This window comes from Nitrosomonas sp. Is79A3 (assembly GCF_000219585.1).
Taxonomy (GTDB): domain Bacteria; phylum Pseudomonadota; class Gammaproteobacteria; order Burkholderiales; family Nitrosomonadaceae; genus Nitrosomonas.
In genome coordinates this window covers 2,634,457-2,654,715 of sequence record NC_015731.1, presented here as the reverse complement: position 1 = coordinate 2,654,715, position 20,259 = coordinate 2,634,457, and the positions used below count along the sequence as shown (strand labels likewise).

Here is a 20,259-nt window from a genome sequence, read left to right as displayed (position 1 = left end):
GCTGTTAGTTAGTAAGAAAGCGTTCTAGTTTCCTTAGCTACTGTCAAGTATCAGATTGTTCGGAAAAAGGGGGAGCATTGTGCTGGATCATAAATCACCAGTGGGGCAGGGTAACGATTCCAAGAAAGCCGATGGGCAAAGTACGGGTCCGGAGCTGACCAAGCCCCCGGCAATTTCCTTGCCCAAAGGCGGCGGCGCCATTCGTGGTATCGGTGAAAAGTTTGCTGCCAATCCGGTCACTGGCACCGGATCCATGACAATCCCCATCGCAACCTCCCCCGGCCGTTCAGGTTTTGGCCCGCAACTCTCTCTTTCTTATGACTCCGGCGCAGGTAATGGTCCATTTGGCCTCGGCTGGAATCTCTCGCTACCCGCCATCACGCGCAAGACTGACAAAGGGTTGCCACGCTATAACGATGCCGATGAATCCGATGTTTTTATTCTTTCCGGCGCGGAAGATTTGGTGCCTGTACTCAACCCGGATGGAAGCCGACCCGAAGACACTCCTTCGCCGTCAGGGCATAGAATTCGCCGTTATCGCCCCCGCATCGAAGGCTTATTTGCCAGAATTGAGCGTTGGACTAATTCAGAGGGGGTATCTCATTGGCGTTCGATCTCTAAAGACAATATTACTACCTTGTATGGCGCTACAGCCGAAAGCCGCATTGTTGACTCCACAGATGCCACGCGAATTTTCAGCTGGTTAATTTGTGAAAGTTTCGATGACAAAGGCAATGCAATTCGTTATGAATACAAGAAAGAAAATTCCGAGGGCATAGATCGTTCAACAGCACACGAATCCAATCGTCAGGATATCCACAGAGCAACCAATAGTTACCTAAAACGCATTAAATACGGCAACAAGACACCACACCAATCCGACGAAAACTTGTCCGAACGAACTGACTGGATGTTTGAAGCAGTGTTCGATTATGGCGAGCATTATTTAGAAACCAATGGTGATGTTCAGGTAGATTACACCGGCGATCAGCGAGAGTGGGACCTGAGGCTGGACTCATTCTCCTCTTATCGCTCCGGATTCGAGGTGCGCACCTATCGCCTATGCCAGCGCGTCTTGATGTTACATCATTTCGAGAGCGAACTCGGGACGCCTGATTACCTTGTGCGCGCCACACACTTCGAGCATAGGAAGGATCCGGTCGCCTCGTTCATACAATCGGTCACCCAGTCTGGCTATAAGCGCAACGAAGATGGAACGTATCGTAAAAAATCCCTCCCTCCGGTCGAATTTACATACAGCCAAGCCATCATCAATGAAGATGTCCATGAAGTAGACCCCGTTAGCCTGGAAAATCTGCCGCAAGGGTTGGATAACAGCCGCTACCAGTGGGTGGATCTCGACGGCGAAGGGCTTTCCGGTTTGCTGACCGAGCAAGGTGAAGCCTGGTTCTACAAGCGCAACCAAAGTGCCGTGCCGGTGAAAGATGCGGCAGGCAATATGACTACCCCCGCGCGCTTCGCCCCGCTGGAGCGTGTGGCGACCATTCCGTCATCGGCTAATTTGGCAGGCGGGCAGCAACTCCTGGATTTGGCCGGAGACGGTCAATTGGATGTGGTCGAATTCGATGGTCCGGCTCCCGGTTTTTTCGAGCGCACAGTGGATGAAGATTGGGAAACACACCGGTCATTCAGCTCGCTGCCCAATATTGCCTGGCGCGACCCCAACCTAAAATTCATCGACCTCACCGGCGATGGCCATGCCGACATCCTGATCACCGAAGACGAAGCCTTTAGCTGGTATCCATCGCTGGCCGAAGCTGGTTTTGGCCCCGGCGAGAAAGTTCGCCAGGCCATCGATGAAGAACAAGGCCCTCGGCTCGTCTTCGCCGACGGCACGCAATCCATCTACTTGGCGGATATGTCCGGGGATGGTTTGACCGATCTCGTGCGCATACGCAATGGTGAAGTCTGCTACTGGCCCAATCTCGGCTATGCCCGCTTTGGTGCCAAAGTCACCAAGGATCAATCGCCCTTGGTTTGATTCGCCCGACATGTTCGATCAGCGCCGCATCCGCCTTGCGGATATCGACGGCTCCGGCTTGGTGGATATCCTTTACCTCACCGGTCAAGGCGTGCATATTTACTTCAACCAATCCGGCAATAGCTGGAGCAAGCAGCAAATCCTCAGTACTTTCCCACGCATTGACAATCTAACGGCCGTCTCCACCGTCGATTTGCTCGGCAACGGTACTGCCTTTCTGGTTTGGTCATCGCCTTTGCCCGGCGATGCGCGCAGCACCATCCGCTACATCGATCTGATGGGCGGACAGAAACCACACTTATTGACAGGAACCAAGAATAATCTCGGTGCAGAAACCAAAGTGGAGTATGCACCCTCCACCCAATTTTACTTGCAGGATAAACAAGCCGGGAAACCGTGGATCACCAAGCTGCCGTTTCCCGTTCATTGTGTCGAGAAAGTCACGGTTATGGATACATGGCGTCAAACCGAGTTTTCCAGCACCTATAGTTACCATCACGGCTATTTTGATGGTATCGAGCGTGAATTTCGCGGTTTCGGGCGAGTCGAGCAGGTGGATATAGAAACTTATGACAAGTTTATGCAAGGTAATATTGCCAGCCCGTATATCACCAACGATAAAACACTCTACCAACCACCGATTAAAACCATCACCTGGTACCACACCGGTGCAGCCATTGATCGGGAACACATTCTCACCCAATTCGCAAATGAGTATTTCCCTGCCCGCTATGCGAGCGACTTTAAAGAAAATGATTTACCGGAACCTGAATTGCCCGCTGATTTAAGCGCAGACGAATGGCGCGAAGCCCTACGCGCCTGTAAAGGCATGGTGTTACGGCAAGAAAGCTATGAATTGGATGTCGATGCGCTCCATAGTGATAACCCCAAAGATGTCCCGGTGCGAATTTACTCAGCCGCCACACATAATTGCCATATTCAGCGGTTACAACCACGCGGAGAAAATAAACACGCGGTGTTTCTCGTCACCGAAAGTGAAGCGCTGAGCTATCAATACGAACTCGCGCTGCCGAAGGGATCTGAAAAGGTTAGTCCAGATCCGCGTATTGCGCAGACATTAAACCTGGAAATTGACGAACTTGGGAATATTCTTGAATCCGTTGCAGCGGTATATCCTCGCGTTGGAAGTTATACGGATAGTTCACTGACTGATGAACAGCAGGTACTGATCAATCACGTACAAAAAGATGAGCACCACTTGGCCTTAAGTAGCACAAGCTTTACAAAGGATATTATCGAAGCAGATATCTATCGCCTAAGACTGCCGTGCCAAACTCAAACCTGGGAAATAACGGGCATCCTGCCTAATGGCAAATATTTCACTTTGTCCGAGTTGAAAGATAAAAAAATATCAAGTAGTGGTACCAGTGAGATTTCATACCATAGCGTTCCAGATGGCCCGCCACAAAGACGCCTAGTCGAATGTGCGCGTACTTTGTTTTTTGCAGACGATCTGATAACGCATCGGTCGTTTGGAGAACATGGCCCGCTTGGCTTGCCTTATGAAAGTTACAAATTAGCCATCACCAGCAATTTGTTAAAAAGTGTCTATGTTGATCAAGAGCGGATTGATGCGGCAGTGTCGGCACTTGAAAAACAAACCGGCAACTATCCAGTTAGCGGTTATTACAAGGGTGATCAGTTATTTGACGGCCATCCGATCACACGAGAGCCACTTGAAAATCAATATTGGCTCGGATCTGGTAAAGCAGGTTTTGAGGACGATGCGGCTGATCATTTCTACCTCCCGGAGAAATACACCGACCCCTTTGGGAATCCGACTACATTGAAATATGATCCACTGGATTTATTTATCCTCTCTAGCGAAGATGCACGGAGAAACTCTGTCAGTGTTGTAAGCTTCGACTACCGCGTGCTCGCGCCGATCGAAATGGTGGATCCGAACGGCAATCACGCTGAAGTGTATTTCGACATCCTCGGCATGGTGGTGGCCTCAGCAGTTAAAGGCAAAGGAAACGGAACCGAAGGAGATGATCTCGACGGTTTTGATGACAATCTTGCCAATCCTTCAACAGATGAAGTGCAAGCGTTTTGTACAGCCAGTGAGATGAATGTCGGTCAAGCAAGAATCTGGTTGGGGCGTGCGAGTGCACGTTTTGTCTATCACTTCGGCGAACCAGACCGGCCACCCGGTGCTTGCGGCATCGTGCGGGAAATTCATGTTCATGCGCCCGGTGGCGCCGCTAGCCCACTGCAAGCTTCTCTCGAATGTTCCGATGGCGGCGGCAATGTACTGATGAAAAAAATGCAGGCCGAACCAGCACCCGGTCAAACCGGGTTACGCTGGATCATCAACGGCCTGACGGTACTGAACAATAAAGGCAAACCGGTCAAGCAATATGAGCCGAGTTTTAGCGAGCAAGGTTTTGGCTGCGAATCACCACCTGCCGTAGGCGTTACCTCCATCCTGTATTATGATGCTGCCGGGCGAGTGATTCGCACTGAAATGCCCGATGGCACCTTCAGTCGGGTTGAATTTTCGCCTTGGCATGTGAAAACGTTTGATGCGAATGACACGGCGTATGATACCGATCATCCAAATCCAAGCAATCCGAATCATAGTGACTGGTTTAGGCGGCGCACAGATTCCACTCATCCACTGTTTAAGCAATTCAATACGCCAGAAAATCTGAGAGCGGCAGAGTTAGTCAAAGACCACGCCAACACCCCATCCGAAACCCATCTCGACAGCCTGGGCCGCGAAGTCATTGCCATCGCCCACAATCGAACCAAGGGAGTAGACGAAAAATACCTGACTTTCACCAAGCTCGACGCCGAAGGCAAGCCGTTGTGGATACGCGATGCGCGCGGCAATTTGGTGATGCAGTACATCACTCCGGCCAGGCCCAACAATGCCACGGGCGAGGACATGCCAGCCAATGTCGCGCCCTGCTACGACATCGCCGGAAATTTGCTGTTTCAACACAGTATGGATGCCGGTGACCGCTGGATGCTTATGGATGCGGCAGGCAAGCCGATGCTGGCGTGGGATCTGAATGACAAAGGCGCAGGCTCGGCAACGCAAAAGCGTTTTTATCGCACGGATTACGATGAACTACATCGCCCTACAGCGCAGTGGCTTACAATTGATGATGCCAATCCAGCACTTATCGAAGCATTTCAGTATTGCGACACCAATCAACCCAATGTTGCAACGGGCCTGGACGATGCCAAGAAATGGAATCTTATTGGGCAAGTCATCAAACACTGGGATCCGAGTGGTTTGGCGACTGTAGAGCGCATCGATCTGTCCGGACAACCTGCCCATATTACTCGCACACTTATCCAGTTAACTGCGGATAGCAATGCAGACAGTGTCTTAAATTGGGATCTGACCGATCGCCAAAGCCTGTTAGAAAATGAAACCTTTATCCAGCTTACCGAGTACGATGCGCTCGGGCGTATGACTACGCTTTACAACTGGCACCGTGATATCACTTTTGCTGCCGATGGCACTCAGCAAGCCACACCCGGCGAAACCAATCGAGTTGCAGTCTACGTACCGGAATATAATAAACGAGGCGTGCTAAACAGTGAACGGCTGCATGTGCGTGCCAGTAAATTCACCGCCAATGGTAAACCCGCTTTTACAGCCGATGCAACACGAAGCAAACGAGCCATTACCCATATTAGTTATAACGCCAAGGGCCAGAAACTTACCCTCGAACTCGGAAATGGCACCACAACTACCTATAGTTACGATAGCGAAACCTTTCGTCTGGTTACGCTCAAAACAGAACGATCCGTGTCACCCAAAGGTGTGCAGGATTTGCACTATACCTACGATCCAGTCGGCAATATCACGCACATTAATGACGCTGCACAGGAGATAGTTTATTTCAATCAATCGAACATTCTTCCTGAACATCATTATGTTTATGATGCATTGTATCGTTTGATCGAAGCCACTGGGCGCGAGAATCTTAGCGCACCCCCACCTAACAAAGAAGGCACTTGGCCACATAAATTATTTCCCACCAACGATCAACCGCGCAATTACACGCAGTATTACACTTACGATGAAGTTGGTAATTTTGTTGTCATGCAGCATGAACCTGGTAGCGGCAGTGGATGGACACGACATTACGCTACCCAAGCAGACAGCAATCGGATCGCCCGGACTTGGTATGGCAGCAGCACGGCCAATGCGATCACTTACCGGCACGATACTCACGGCAATATGCTGAACCTGAATCAGATCCCGGAGGACTGGGGATTGGATATCCGCTGGGATTGGCGCGACATGATTCGCGGTTTCGACTGTATTGGCGGCGGTATTGCGCGTTACCACTACGGCATCGACAAACAGCGCACGCGCAAACATATTACTCGTAATGGTGGGGGAGTAGTGGAAGACCGTATCTACCTCGGTGGTTACGAATTATATCGTCGGAAGAATCCGCAAAACGTGGTGGTCGAGGAGATCGAATCGCATCATTTGTTTGAAGGCGAACAACGGGTGTTGCTGGTGGATGATGTGATCACGGCGAAATCTTCAGCACAACCGGGGCCAAATGAATTAAGCATCAAAGAACAAACCTTATTTCGTTATCAATACAGCAATCATCTGGGGTCGGTGTCTCTGGAACTGGATCATCAGGCAGAGATTATTTCCTATGAAGAATATCACCCGTATGGGACGAGTGCGTATCGAGCAATGAAGAATGGGGTTGAGGCACCGGCGAAGCGGTATCGGTATACGGGGATGGAGCGGGATGAGGAGAGTGGGTTGAGTTATCATTCGGCGAGGTATTATTTGCCGTGGTTGGGGAGGTGGGGGAGCTGTGATCCCCAGGGGCAAAAAGATGGATTAAATATTTTTAGAGCATTCCGAAACAATCCTCTAGTATTTAAGGACTTAGATGGTCTCCAATCAGTCGGACAGCTTATTGAAGAAAATGCCTTACAAGCTGCTAAAGAAGAAAGAAACATAAGTTTATATCTATGGTCATTTGCAGACGTAGCTTGGAGTGTATTTGGCGCTGAAGGATTGAGTAAAATTTCTGAAGGAAATGCGACTACTGGAGATTATGCATCAGCCGCAATTGAAGTTGCTTCAGTAATTCCAATCGGTAAAGTTGCAAAAGCTGGAAAAGGTTTACTGATTGCTAAAGGAATAATGAAAGAGGCTGCGCCAGTGATTACAAAAGAAGCAGTGAAAGAATTTGCGCCAGTGGTTGCTAAAGAAGCAATAAAGGATGCAACAGCCTTGGCTACAAAAGGAATCACAAAGGACGCTGCAACGGTAGCCGCTAAAGAAGCAACTAAAAAGGCCGAGGTGGCTGCATTCAAAGAAGTCACAAAGAAAGAAATAGGAACTGATGCTGCAAGTTTTACGAAAGTTAATGGTATGAAAATGATTTCGTGGGTTAAAGGTGTTCTCGTTGGTACAAGTGCAGAGCAGTTTAGAAAAAATGCGCTAAAAATCATCCTCGCAGACAAAAATCACCCACTTAGAATCCTTCTGGAAGATGGAAAAAAGTTTTACAACTCAACTAAAGCAGGGATTGATTTGGTTGATAAATTGTTTAACCCTTTGTTAGTTGAAGCTGGCCACGTCATTAGTAATTTTGCAGTTCATTCAAAGCAGCAAATGGTAATTCTAATGTCTGCGTATGAAAACCAATTGTTGGCTGGGACAGTAGAAGCAGGTAAAAAAGCAGCACAAATATCAGAAAGAGTAGCTGTAGATATTGGTGGAATTGCTGTTAGCGAGCAACTTGCAAAAGACCTGTTCGGAAAAGTCAAAGAACTTTATAAAGATAAAACTATAACCAAACAAGTTTATGACAATTTTGTGAAGGCATATGAAAGTGCCAAGCGGTTTACTTTCTAACCCTAACCCGCGTAAGGCGGAACCGTTCGCGGGTTCCGCCACATGAAGGAACCGCCGAATGAGAATCTGCACCATGCAAATCGGCAAGCGATGAATCGCAAATGGGAGGATGTTTTGGTGTTTGGATTGGCGGATCACCGTGACGGGCATCCGCCTTACGAGAGTGACAACGACGAAGGAGGGATATGCCGGATTATCGGCGGTTTCGGGTGCCGGGCGGGACATACTTTTTTACGGTGAATTTGCTGGAGCGGCGGCTGGATACGTTGGTGCGGTATGTGGATGTGCTGCGGTCGGCGGCGCGGGTGACGCGGCGGGAGCGGCCGTTTCATATCGATGCGTGGGTGGTTTTGCCGGATCATATGCATTGTGTCTGGACATTGCCGCCTGAGGATGACGATTACTCGAATCGCTGGAAGGCGATCAAGATCCGTTTCGTCAGGACCGTAGGTTGGGGTGAATGCAATGAACCCCAACGTATCCGTGACAATGATGGTGGCGTTGGGGTTCGTGAACTCACCCCAACCTACGAATTACAACGAATTGTAAATAATCACGTTGAATCACAATGAATTGCGAATGGCATAAATGTTGAACGAATGGGGAGGGATACTTGCGTTATCGGCGGGCGAATGTGCCGGGTGGAACGTATTTTTTTACCGTCAATCTGGCCGAACGGAAACGGACTTTATTGGTGGATCACATTGACAGCTTGCGCGAGGTGATGCGGAACGTGAAAAAGGCGCATCCATTTCATATCGATGCGATGGTGATTCTGCCGGATCATTTGCATGCGTTGTGGACTCTGCCCGAAAACGATGCGGATTTTGCGATGCGCTGGGCATTGATCAAAGCTGGTTTTTCACGTCAACTTCCCAAAGACGAACGGCGAAATAAAAGCCGCATCTCCAAGGGTGAGCGTGGCATCTGGCAACGTCGATATTGGGAACATTTGATTCGCGATGATACGGATTATGCACGGCATGCTGACTATATTCATTACAACCCGGTCAAACATGGATACGTGCGGTATGCAAAAGACTGGCCTTATTCCAGCTTCCACCGCTACGTTCGTTTGGGTGTGTTGCCGGATAACTGGGCGGGTGGGGTTGATGCGGAATTGGAAGCAGGGGAATGCGAATAGGACGTAGGTTGGGGTGAATGCAATGAACCCCAACATGTTTGTGGCCATGGTGTTTATGTTGGGGTTCGTGAGACTCACCCCAACCTACACTGTACGATGCAGTTAAGGAGAAATAACCAATGATTACACAAATACCGGAACTGGAATCAGGATTTGTATGCTTTTCTGCGATGGGCAATTACATGAATTGTGATGTGGCAATATGCGACGAGGTGATAATTCAAGCGAGTTTTAGCCTGTCTTTGACTTCCTGGAGCGTGATTCGATCAGTGGAACCCAGGGATAGCTCAAGCCTTGCTTTAATTTCATCGGTTATTTCGAGATGTTGATCGGGATCCGCCATGATGTTTTGTAATTCTTCATGCACAACTTTCCTGATTAAGGCTTGCAATTCATCAACTGTGAGATCGGCTATTTTCATAGGATTACCTTATTCAATCATCAGATTAATGGAAAAGAATAGCGTTAATTATATAGGCTAGCGAATACTATGCACAGCAATCGGCAAACTCAGCGTGGTCCAGATCTGATCGGCGGTCAGCACCACCGTATTCAACCGGATACCCACACTCAGGCAGGCCCGGTCTCCCAGCGACAAGCCAACCTGACGGGTTTGTTGCCAGAGTTGTGCGGCAACTTCAGCTTCCTCGGCGGTAAACGGCACAATCCTCAAACCCAGGGCTTCAAGATCTTCGCGCAATCCATCAACATTAACACCCGCCGCAATCGATTTTTGCACGACCTCCGCCCAATTGACGCTGGAAATGACCGCTTCCGGCAAAGCTGCTTCGACCTGATCGCTCCCCGGCTCGTTCTGCAGAAAAGCCAGCAAAGCGGAGGCATCCAGAATCGCTGTCATTCACTGGTTTCCCGTTTCGCCTCTTCCCGCCGCTCTGCAATCAATTCCTCAGCCAGGCTGGTGGTTGAGGGTAAGCGGGCAAAGCGGTTTTTAAGCCTTTGTTTGATCGTTTCAGCTTTTTCCAGAATCAAGCGGCCATCTTCCATGCGGGCAATCAAGCTGTCTCCGGATTCAAATCCAAGCGAACGCCTGAGTTGCGCGGGGATCACTAATCGCCCTTGGGGATCAAGTTGTACTTCGGTTTGTGTCATTAATTTTGGCATAGTGTTAAATATTATGGCACAACTATCGGAGGCGTGCCATTTTATTGTTTGTAACCGATACGGAGAAAAAATCTGTGATCAAGCAACTGATGAAGATTTGATTAATCTGCGTAGGGCGGAGGCTGGCAAGCGTTCGGCCGGATGAAAGTGATTGGAGTGGATTATGTGCACTCCAATGGAAAATGGATTGGTTTCATTCCAGTTCCCACCGCTACGTTCGTCTGGGCTTACTGCCGGATAACTGGGCGGGTGATAGGAAGCTCCAGGAAATGTCTCTGGATTGAAAATGATTTTATATTGAGTTAGATGATGCGAATTTTGTTTTCATTAAGTCAATACGTTATTAGCGAATTAAACCTTTATCAAAATTCAGGAGGATACGATGTCAGCCTTTAATGAAACCCAGAAATTCGCCCAAAAGGTAAATTTTTTCAAATTCGATTTGAAAGCTGACGAACATCAACAAGCTTTTGAAGAAATCTTCAATAAGAACAAGGGGGATTGGACTGCCACTAAGTCCGAGCTGACGGGCAAAGAAGGTTTTACCGATAAGGTGCTTAGCAAGTTGGAGTTCACTCACCACCTTGCCGAGTGGAGTAGTGATAACGCGCAGGTGATATCGGTTTTTCAGCAAGACGACAATATCAACTCCATGCGGGATATTGCGTTAAATTTAAGTAAAACAAAATTCATTGAAAAAGTGAAAGCTACTGAGGCAGTAGAGTCAGCGGACGATAAAGAAGCTTTTGCCCACAACCTGCATCGAAAACTTTTTCACATGGAACCAACAGCGATGTTAGTCAACATGGTAAAAGACCCGCAAGTGCCTATTTTGAATGACTCCATTGGTGCCAATGTTGCAGCCATTTTGGGAAAGAGACTTGATTTCAATATTAAGACCACTTCTATTTATGAGATTCTCAAAAATGAAGAGGTTCTGAAAAATATTCCTGCCAAATCCCAGGAAGCGGTAAAAACGCAACTTAAAACCTTGCAGCGCATTGTGGCTGTAAGCCCGGTCTCTGATGCAGTTCCTGTTCTTTACAATGCCAAATTCCATACGGCTTTACAAATTTCCGACATGCCTCCAAAGCAATTTATGGCAATGATGAGCAGTAAGGGCCTGGACGATAACACGATTGCGCAGATTCATGATAATGCTCAACAGACACGTGTGCGCAATGAACAAATGCTAATGGCTGTTCGAGAAGGTAGCCAACCGACAGGCGTTGCTTTGATTGATAAAAGTTTGAGTGTGCCTGACAGTTCGAATGCAAAAATGATGCGCGCGGACTTCACTCCTGCGACGAGTGTGATGGAGATGGCACAAGAAGCACTTATAAAACATAATCTTTCCTGGGATTTGCTGTTTGGTGATGCTGATTTTTGCGAATGTGGAGAATGCAACTCAGTCTATAGCGCGGCGGCATATTTTGTGGAATTGCTGAACTATTTACGCAACAACAACCTCGATCCAGATGCTACCGGAGAGGTGGAAGTTAAAACCGATCCGAAAGACATCTCCGGCACACCCCTTGAAAAGCTCTTTGACCGGCGCCCTGATTTGGGGTGTTTGGAACTTACCTGCCAAAACACGAGTACCGTTCTACCCTACATAGATCTTGTTAATGAGGTCATGGAAAGCTATGTAGCTTTTACACACACCAAACCTTTCAATGTAGAAGATGAGACTAGCGCTGAACTGTTAGCTGAGCCGCAGCACACTGAGTATCAAGCGTATGACATTCTGCAAAGTGCAGTTTATCCATTTAACTTACCCTATCATCAACCGGTTGATGCAGCAAGAATTTATCTAAAACAATTAAATACTAGTCGCCATGAACTGTTTGAAACCTTCAAGAAAAATAAAACAGGATTGGATGCAGAACATACTCGCTTAGTTAAGGAAGCCCTGGATAGAGGTGTTGATGCTGAATTTTTAGAGTTAACTAGAGAAGAATATGTGATTCTGACCAAGGAGGATTTCTCAAGCAAGGCATTGAAGGAAAAAGAAGGTGGATCATTAACCGATGCGCAATATCAAGAATTGATTGGATTACAACCGGTTTGTAAATACTTTGGTTTTGACGATGATGTCACCATGCGTAGCGATAATGGACTCAGGCTCATTAAACAAGAGTTTATTAGACGTACCGGGATAGATTATTTTGAGTTGGTTGATCTGATGAAGACAGAGACAATCAATCCTTGTATGCCAAGAGGAAAATCAAAATTTATCATGGAAAGCTTGCAATTTAGCTATCGGTTTTTGCAACTTTTTGTCCAAGCAGTCGGCATAGATAAAATGGCGGAATATTTGGCAAGTTTAGTAGACAAGGAGGAGAGCGCTGATGTGCTGATGTTGCTTAAAGAACAAATTGAACTGTTAACCGATAAAGAAGCGTTGAGTTGTCCTAAACCCAACCAAGATCGTTTGGAAATTACTAAAAAAGACATCATTTGCTGGGTTAAGTACCATTTTGAGAATTTAGGCAAGATGATCGTGATTGAAAATGGAAAAGGGTGTGTTAATGGGTATATTAGAAATGACGGAATAATTATAGGAAGGATCGACGATTGTAAAATTCTGATCCTATCATCAAAAGAGAAGTCCGAAGGGACTATTGATAAAGAAACTGGGAAAATAACGTTTAAAGATACTTCGTCGCCAATAACGTTTGCTGATTTCATTGGAGATAAAGGTGAGGCAGGTAGGTTTGCTTACATTGGAGACGAATTATATCTGATCATGTTTACTCAAACAGACAGTTGTGATCTTGATACCGCACTATTGCAACATTTGGATGGCACGCCTCTGACCGTTGAGGAGTATGATCGGATTCATCGCTTTATTCGTTTATGGCGCAAGTTGGGTTGGACGATTAATGAAACGGATAAAGCGATTATTGGTCTCACCACCCCAGAGAATCTGGGGAACGAAAATATAAACCCTTCAAACAGAATCTTCGCCACAGCTGATCGCGATGATTCCTTGGTGAATCTTTTATTGCGTAAGTTAGGTTGGGAGAGTAATGAGGCTGGCGATAGCGATGATTGTGTTGGCTGGGTCCAAGATACCTGTACCCATGTCTTCGACATTGATCCTCATCTAATTCATCAGCTAGTAGCGGTAAAAAAACTACTGGATAAAACAGGGCTTGAACTCATCAAGCTGGTCTGTTTCTGGACGACTATCAGTACTACCGGGGAGAAATCGCTTTATCAACGCCTGTTTCTCACCCATAACATTTTGGGGATTGATAAAGTATTTAAGGCTGATAGTAGCGGGAATTATTTATCTGGCAATGCTAAATTGAGCGATCATTTCCCGGCTGTGATGGCGGCGCTCAACCTTTCTGCCGATGATATTGAAGCCATCATAAAGGATGCTCATTTGCAAGACGAGTTAACTCTGGCTAATTTGTCTACGCTTTATCGTTACCGTTTATTATCCAAAGTACTCGGCTTAAGAATTCCTGCCTTCATCAGTATCTTGCCATTGTTCAACAATATTCTTCAGGATCTGCCTTCAGCTCTCGCGAGCAGTAGCATGCCCTCCGATAATATTTTTCAAAATCCCCACGCAACTCTCAAGTTCATTGAATACTGGGAGAAAATGGACGATGCTGGCTTTACTTATCAGCAACTGAATTACATTATAAGAAATATAGATGACGAGAAAAAACCTTTTGCTCTTACACAAAATAAGATTTTGCAACTCAGCAAAACCTTATATGATGGCTTAAACGCCATCGACGAAGCGCATAAAGATTTACAAGCCGACGCGTCTATTAAAGATTTACAAGCCAATGCAGCTATTCCTGAGGGTGAATTAGAAAAAATAAATATTCAGGAACAAGCAACCAGTGCTTTCATACAAACAAAAGCCAGCTTGCTTTTTGAAGTCGGCTCGGTTGAGAAAATTATTGGCTTGTTGGAGGGTACAAATGTATTTTCGACCAATGCACCTGAGAATCTGGACATCACTTTATCGGACGAGAAAACTCTAAAAAAGAAACTCAAGTATGATAAAAACGGAACTGTCCAGATTACAGGTATTTTAACTGCAGTTGAGGTTAGCGACTATAAAGCCCTCAATAATGATCCCAGTAAAAAAACCGCATGGGATGCCGCACTCAAACGAATTCAAAATCAGCAAACTAAATTATTTAAAGAGCTCCTATCGGGTGTATTTGACAACGAAAAAGAAAAATCAACCGCCGAAAAAAAACGGCTAGAAGAGATTATCACCGTGGGCGATGTACTGATTCCGTTAGATAAAATTCCTGTTGGGGGTACAGACACCAATACTGCTCCGCAAAAGAAAGTAGCCTTTCTGGAGATCTTTTTGCCCTATTTGCGCTGCCAATTAATCCATCGTTTCATAATAAATACGCTCTCCAGTTTAATTGATCTTGATAACAAAATTACCGATGTTTTGGTGTCGGAGATACTGAAACTCGGAGCACCTGTAACACCAATTTACGATATTTTTGAAAAAATCAAGAACAGTGAGAACAACTGGAATGGGAAGCTAACACCTGATGTCAATGCTAGTTATACATTTATTGTTAAAAACAGCAACACCCATCCTTTTGTTAGCATTGATGGGAGTATTTTGGATTTTACGAATCCGACAACTGCTGCCGATGAATGGCGGAGTTCATCAGCTGTAGCTTTACAAGCTGGGAACTCATATAAGCTGGTTCTTAGAAGATTAGTGCCAAAAAATATTCTCTGGGAAACACTTGCTTCTGGCGTTACTGAAATCCCATTCTCGATGTTAGTACGTGATTGGAGTGGCTATTTAATTCCTTCTGCCGATATCGACTATACGTTTATTGTTAAAAAAAGTGATGCCAAACCTATTCTCAGCATCGATGGAGACTTTTTGGATTTTACGCAACAGGATGAACCTCCCAATGAATGGTGGAGTACGTCCTTAGCTTTACAGAATGGGAAATTATATAAACTGGCGGCAGAGGGCGTGGAGCTTGAAAATATTTTCTGGAAAACGCCCGTTTCCAGCGTTACTACAATTCCAACTTCGGCGTTGATACCCGACTTTGCTTCCGATCAATGTGAGCCAGCCTTAACTGTTTTGAAAAAAGCGGCTATGTTGGTCTCAACTTTCGATTTAAGTACAGATGAGATAAGGTTTCTAGATCAAAACAATACAAACTTTGATGAGTTGAATTTCAATAAACCTACTCTTTTACATTGGTTGCGATTGGAAGCGTATACGCGGCTGCGCAATTCATTACCACAAACCAAACTGAACTTACTCGGATTTTGGAGCTGGGTATATGACAGCATATCGGATGTGGCACAACTTAGCCAAAAAATAGCTGAACTGACCACCTGGAAGAAAGAAAACATCGATAAATTGATTGTTAGTAAACCTTTCGATAATTTCAGTATTGATAAGTTAGAGGATTATCTCAATGAAAAGAATCTGCTGAAGCTACAAAAAGCATTTACGGTAGCCGGAAAAATGGGCATCGACATCGATTCGCTTTTCGAATGGGCTTTTCCTTTTAGCGGTGGTCGAGAAATAGCCGATGGCATCAAAAATGCTGTTCGGGCTAAATATGACCCAACTGATTGGGAGCAAGTTGTTAAGCCGCTCAATGACCAGCTTAGGAACAATCAGAAGGAAGCATTGATCGCCTATTTGCTGCAACAAAAAGAGTTGATTGCCTGGAATGTCACCGATGCGGATGGGTTATTTGAATATTTTCTGATTGATGTGCAAATGGAAGCCTGTATGGAAACCTCACGCATCAAGCAGGCAATATCATCAGTGCAATTATTCATACAGCGCTGTTTTCTTGGACTAGAAAAAGAACATAATCAAATAGGTCCTGATATTTTAGATAGGGGACGTTGGGAATGGATGCAACGCTATAGAATCTGGGAAGCTAATCGTAAGGTATTCCTTTATCCTGAAAATTGGATTGAGAGCAATCTGCGGGATGATAAAAGTCCTTTCTTTAAAGAACTTGAAAGTGAATTGTTACAAAAAGACATCAATAAACAAAATGTAATCGACGCACTGAAATCTTACCTCTATAAATTGGACGAAGTAGCCAATATGGAAGTAGTAGGTTTCTATATTGATGGGACAAGAAATTCGACAACACAATCTTGGAATAAAAATTCAAAACTTCATGTATTTTCCCGCACCCGAAGTGCTCCCTATTTCTTTTATTACCGCTATCTGGCATTAGACGAAATGAACTGGTATCCCTGGGAGAAAATGCAGGTGGATATACCCTGTTATGATGTTGAAGACCCAATTACCCATCAAGTTATTAAGAATGGCTGCTACTTAACGCCAGTAGTTTGGAATGGGCGTTTATTGGTTTTCTTTCCGCAATTTATGAAGAAAACAAGACCCAATGCAATTGCTTCCAATAAATCGATTAAGGATCTTGCAAATGGCACTCCTAACGATTCAAGGCCAACAGAATACTGGGAAATAAAAATGGCCTGGAGCGAATACAGGAATGGTAAGTGGACGCAGAAGCAAGTGAGCATGGATGCGATATATCATCTCGACACTGAAGTTGTACCACCACCACCACCACCACCTCCTCCTCCTCCAACAGCTGTTGCACCCCCACCCCCACCCCCACCCCCACCCCCACCCCCAGGTGGTTCTACTGTTGTAATTTCTAGGTATATTTTTACTCCTATTTGGGCTGAAGATGAGACTTATTTAGCAATTATGGTTGAATATTTTCATGGTTCTTTCTTCATATTAAAAAAAGGAGTATTTGAATTTAATGGGAATAATTTGCAAACTCATCCTTCTAAAATTTATCAACATCTAGCCCTCCCTCCTGGTAGGCTACCTAATAACTTCCATTATGTTAACAATATAATCCATTCTCTTCAAAATAGCCGCATCGCCTTCAATTATAATTATGCTTTCGAACGCACTACTTACAATATGATTTTCGATAGCTATCCGATTCAGACCAACTTTTATCATCCCTATAGTTCCGAGTTAATTAACAAAATAAACACTCAAAGTTTGGAAGAGTTTTTTAAATTCAATCGCAGCATAAACTCAGAAGATTACGGGGAGTTTGATCAAGACCAAATACCGTTTACACCTGTGATCTATCACGAGCTTAAGCGTCCTTACGCGCTTTACAACTGGGAGTTGTTTTTTCACACCGCGATGCTTTTAGGGGATGCGCACTGCAAAGCCCAACAATTTGAGGAAGCTATGAGGTTGTTTCACTTTGTGTTCAACCCGATTGCAGAAGGTGATGAAGATAACCGTTTTTGGCAATTTAAGCCCTTTAGAGAAATCAATAGTCAGCAGATTCTAAATAGCATCTTGAATAATCTTAAACCCAATAGGGTAAACAGTGACATCAACGAATGGCGAAGTAAGCCATTTATGCCTCATGTCGTAGCCCGCAGCCGGCCCGTTGCTTATATGAAGTGGGTGGTGATGAAATATATCGATAACCTGGTTGCCTGGGGAGATTATTTATTCCGTCAGGATACAATTGAGAGCATCAATCAGGCAACTCAACTTTATGTATTAGCAGGCCATATACTGGGTCCACGGCCAATGATGATACCCAAGCGGGGTAAAATTAAACCGCAGACTTACCTGGGTTTGTTGGATAAATGGGATGCCTTCGGCAATGCGATGGTTGAGTTGGAGTTGGCTGCACCTTTCAGTAATCAAACAAATTTACCTTATGGCCAGGTGAATGGTGAATATGTTTTTGCCAATATTTTTGGTCTCGCCTCGTCTTTATATTTCTGTATCCCTAGCAACCCTAAACTTCTGGGTTATTGGGATACGATCGCTGATAGATTATATAAGATACGGCACTGTGAAAATATCGAAGGTATCTTCCGAAAACTTCCTTTATTCGAACCACCCATTGATCCGGCATTATTAGTGAAAGCGGCTGCTCAAGGACTGAGCATCGCGTCGGTATTGAATGATCTTAATACCCCAATGCCTAATTACCGTTTCTATTACTTGCTCCAAAAAGCGCTGGAGCTATGTAATGAGCTTAAATCCTTAGGCGGAGCTATGCTATCTGCTATCGAGAAAAAAGATAATGAAACGATAGCCCTTATTCGCGCAAAACATGAGGGCGTGATGCAGAATCTGGTGATGGAAATCAAGAAAAAACAATGGGAAGAAGCGCAAAAGAATAATGAAAGCCTGCAACAGAACCGTAAGGGTCCGGAAGCCAGGATGAAGTATTACTTGCAATTGATTGGAGAAGATACTGGTAAAGTTCCAGGGCTTGATAGTGATTTTTCTGAATTAGCGAATAGTATAGAGGCTCCTGTTGATGAGAGTGGATTGAAATTGATTTCTTATGAAAAAGAGGATATGGATAAGGCAAGCGAGGCACAGGACTGGAATAGAGGCATCGGCATCGTTGAAACTACAGCCAGCATTATGCACCTGATCCCTGATTTATTCGGTGATGTCAAGCCAATTGGTATAGGAGCAGGCGTAAAGTGGGGAGGAATCAACCTTGGAAATGCCGCCCAAGCGGTTGCAAGAGGACTGCAGGTACATGCTAGTGATCTTTCTTTTGCAAGTTCCAGCGCAGGAAAAAAAGGCAGCTTTACCCGCGCCATACAAGATCGTATTTTTCAAGCCAACGCTGCCGGTTATGAGCTAAAACAGATCGACAAGCAAATTACCACTCAGCAAATACGTATTGATATTGCCAATCAGGAAATAACTAACCAACAGAAGGCAATAGACAACTCCATTGAGATGGAAGAATTTTTAAAGAATAAATATTCCAATGGAGAGCTATATACTTGGATGCGGGGCAGTTTAAAAACTTTATATCATCAAGTTTATAATCTCGCTTATGACCTTGCGAAAAAAGCCGAGAAAACCTATTGCTTTGAACGAGGCGTCAGCAGTGCCAATTTCATTCAAGCAGGTTATTTTGATGCTGGACGGGATGGTTTGCTGGCGGGTGAGCAGCTCTATGTCGGACTAAAACAGCTTGAAGCCGCGTATCAAAATGAACGTGGCTATGATTACGAGATCACTAAGCATTTTTCTCTCAAGCAACTTGATCCCTTGGCATTGATAAAACTTAGAGAAACCGGGAAGTGTGAGTTTGTTATACCGGAAGTATTGTTTGACTTGGATTATCCGGGTCATTACAAACGTCGCATCAAATCGGTATCACTTTCAATTCCTTGTATTGCTGGTCCCTACACGGGCGTCAATGCTACCCTCAGGCTTATGGAAAATAAATTCCGGAATACGGCAATCAGCGGCAAAGCATATCTAGAAGATACTGAGGAGACGGATGCACGCTTTAGCACTTATATTATTCCGATCGATGCAGTTGCGGTCAGTTCTGCGCAGAATGATAGCGGTGTGTTTGAGCTTAACTTCAAGGATGAACGCTATTTACCATTTGAAGGTGCCGGTGCTATTAGTAAATGGCGTTTGGAATTGCCGACAATCAGGCAATATGACTATCGCACTATTTCAGATGCAATTATCCATCTCAAATATACCGCCAGCGAAGGCGGTGAGCGCCTAAAATTAGCGGCAGCGAAATCACTATCAGACCAGCTTGCAAATATTGAACAGGCATTGAATGAAACAGGCTTGCATATAGCCTTGAGTCTGAAGCACGATTTACCTAGTGAGTGGAATTTATTTAAGAAAAATAACTCTCTCAAGTTGAAAATTGACAAAACCAGATTGCCCTATTTGGCTCAGATTCTTGAAACAACGCCAACAATTGAGGACGTTATAATCATTGCTCAGGTTGATGGATATCCTAATTCTTATTCAATAAAAATTAAAAAAATTAATGGTGATGAGACTATTACTTTAGAAAAAAAAGATGAATGGAAACTGTGTCGTGGCAATACTACCGCTATTCAACTTGGTGAGGAATTTGAATTGTCAGTGGTAGGAAGTTTAAAAGATCTTGAAGAATTAATGCTGATAGTTAAGTACAAGTTTGTGAAACTGATTCAATCTATTTGAACTAGTCAAGTCATATCTAATCCGGCAGTTTCAGAGACCCCATGATACCTGCCAGGTTAGATTGTGAAAGCGAAACGAGCCAGAATCAGAAT

At 45.1% G+C, this 20,259-nt stretch carries 9 protein-coding genes; 6 read left to right on the top strand and 3 right to left on the bottom strand.

Features of this window, described 5'->3' with window-relative positions; all coding sequences use genetic code 11:
- Positions 1-79 precede the first annotated feature (79 nt).
- The 5 genes from NIT79A3_RS17935 to NIT79A3_RS12275 are packed head-to-tail and all read left to right on the top strand — an operon-like array spanning position 80 to position 9,024.
- On the top strand, positions 80-2,002 hold the full coding sequence (locus NIT79A3_RS17935; RefSeq protein ID WP_049785373.1) for a SpvB/TcaC N-terminal domain-containing protein: 1,923 nt from the start codon (positions 80-82) through the stop codon (positions 2,000-2,002).
- A complete protein-coding gene (locus NIT79A3_RS12285; RefSeq protein WP_083817966.1) occupies positions 1,920-7,880 on the top strand; it encodes a toxin TcdB middle/N-terminal domain-containing protein in 5,961 nt (1,986 codons plus the stop codon). The genes NIT79A3_RS17935 and NIT79A3_RS12285 overlap by 83 nt, the downstream gene beginning before the upstream one ends.
- A 42-nt stretch (positions 7,881-7,922) precedes the next feature.
- Entirely contained in the window at positions 7,923-8,120 is a 198-nt protein-coding gene (locus NIT79A3_RS18820) for a hypothetical protein (RefSeq protein WP_156797079.1), read from the top strand.
- A complete protein-coding gene (locus tag NIT79A3_RS19160; protein WP_198009360.1) occupies positions 8,090-8,452 on the top strand; it encodes a transposase in 363 nt (120 codons plus the stop codon). Before NIT79A3_RS18820 ends, NIT79A3_RS19160 begins: the two co-directional genes overlap by 31 nt.
- A gap of 41 nt (positions 8,453-8,493) precedes the next feature.
- Positions 8,494-9,024, top strand: coding sequence for a transposase (locus tag NIT79A3_RS12275; RefSeq protein WP_013966511.1), 531 nt, complete (start codon positions 8,494-8,496; stop codon positions 9,022-9,024).
- 220 nt (positions 9,025-9,244) lie between these two features.
- Here the strand turns inward: NIT79A3_RS12275 and NIT79A3_RS12270 are convergent, their stop codons facing one another.
- Genes NIT79A3_RS12270 through NIT79A3_RS12260 form a run of 3 tightly spaced genes read right to left on the bottom strand, consistent with a single transcriptional unit; the run spans position 9,245 to position 10,134 of the window.
- Entirely contained in the window at positions 9,245-9,445 is a 201-nt protein-coding gene (locus NIT79A3_RS12270; RefSeq protein WP_013966510.1) for a hypothetical protein, read from the bottom strand.
- A 57-nt stretch (positions 9,446-9,502) separates the two neighbouring features.
- Positions 9,503-9,883 carry a type II toxin-antitoxin system VapC family toxin gene (locus NIT79A3_RS12265; protein ID WP_013966509.1) on the bottom strand — a complete coding sequence of 127 codons (381 nt, stop codon included), beginning with the start codon at positions 9,881-9,883 and terminating at the stop codon, positions 9,503-9,505.
- Positions 9,880-10,134 (bottom strand): AbrB/MazE/SpoVT family DNA-binding domain-containing protein, encoded by a 255-nt coding sequence (locus NIT79A3_RS12260; RefSeq protein ID WP_013966508.1) that lies wholly within the window; start codon positions 10,132-10,134, stop codon positions 9,880-9,882. Before NIT79A3_RS12260 ends, NIT79A3_RS12265 begins: the two co-directional genes overlap by 4 nt.
- Before the next feature lie 394 nt (positions 10,135-10,528).
- On the opposite strand from NIT79A3_RS12260, the gene NIT79A3_RS12255 reads away from it, so the two are divergent.
- A complete protein-coding gene (locus NIT79A3_RS12255) occupies positions 10,529-20,167 on the top strand; it encodes a neuraminidase-like domain-containing protein (protein WP_013966507.1) in 9,639 nt (3,212 codons plus the stop codon).
- Positions 20,168-20,259: the final 92 nt, after the last annotated feature.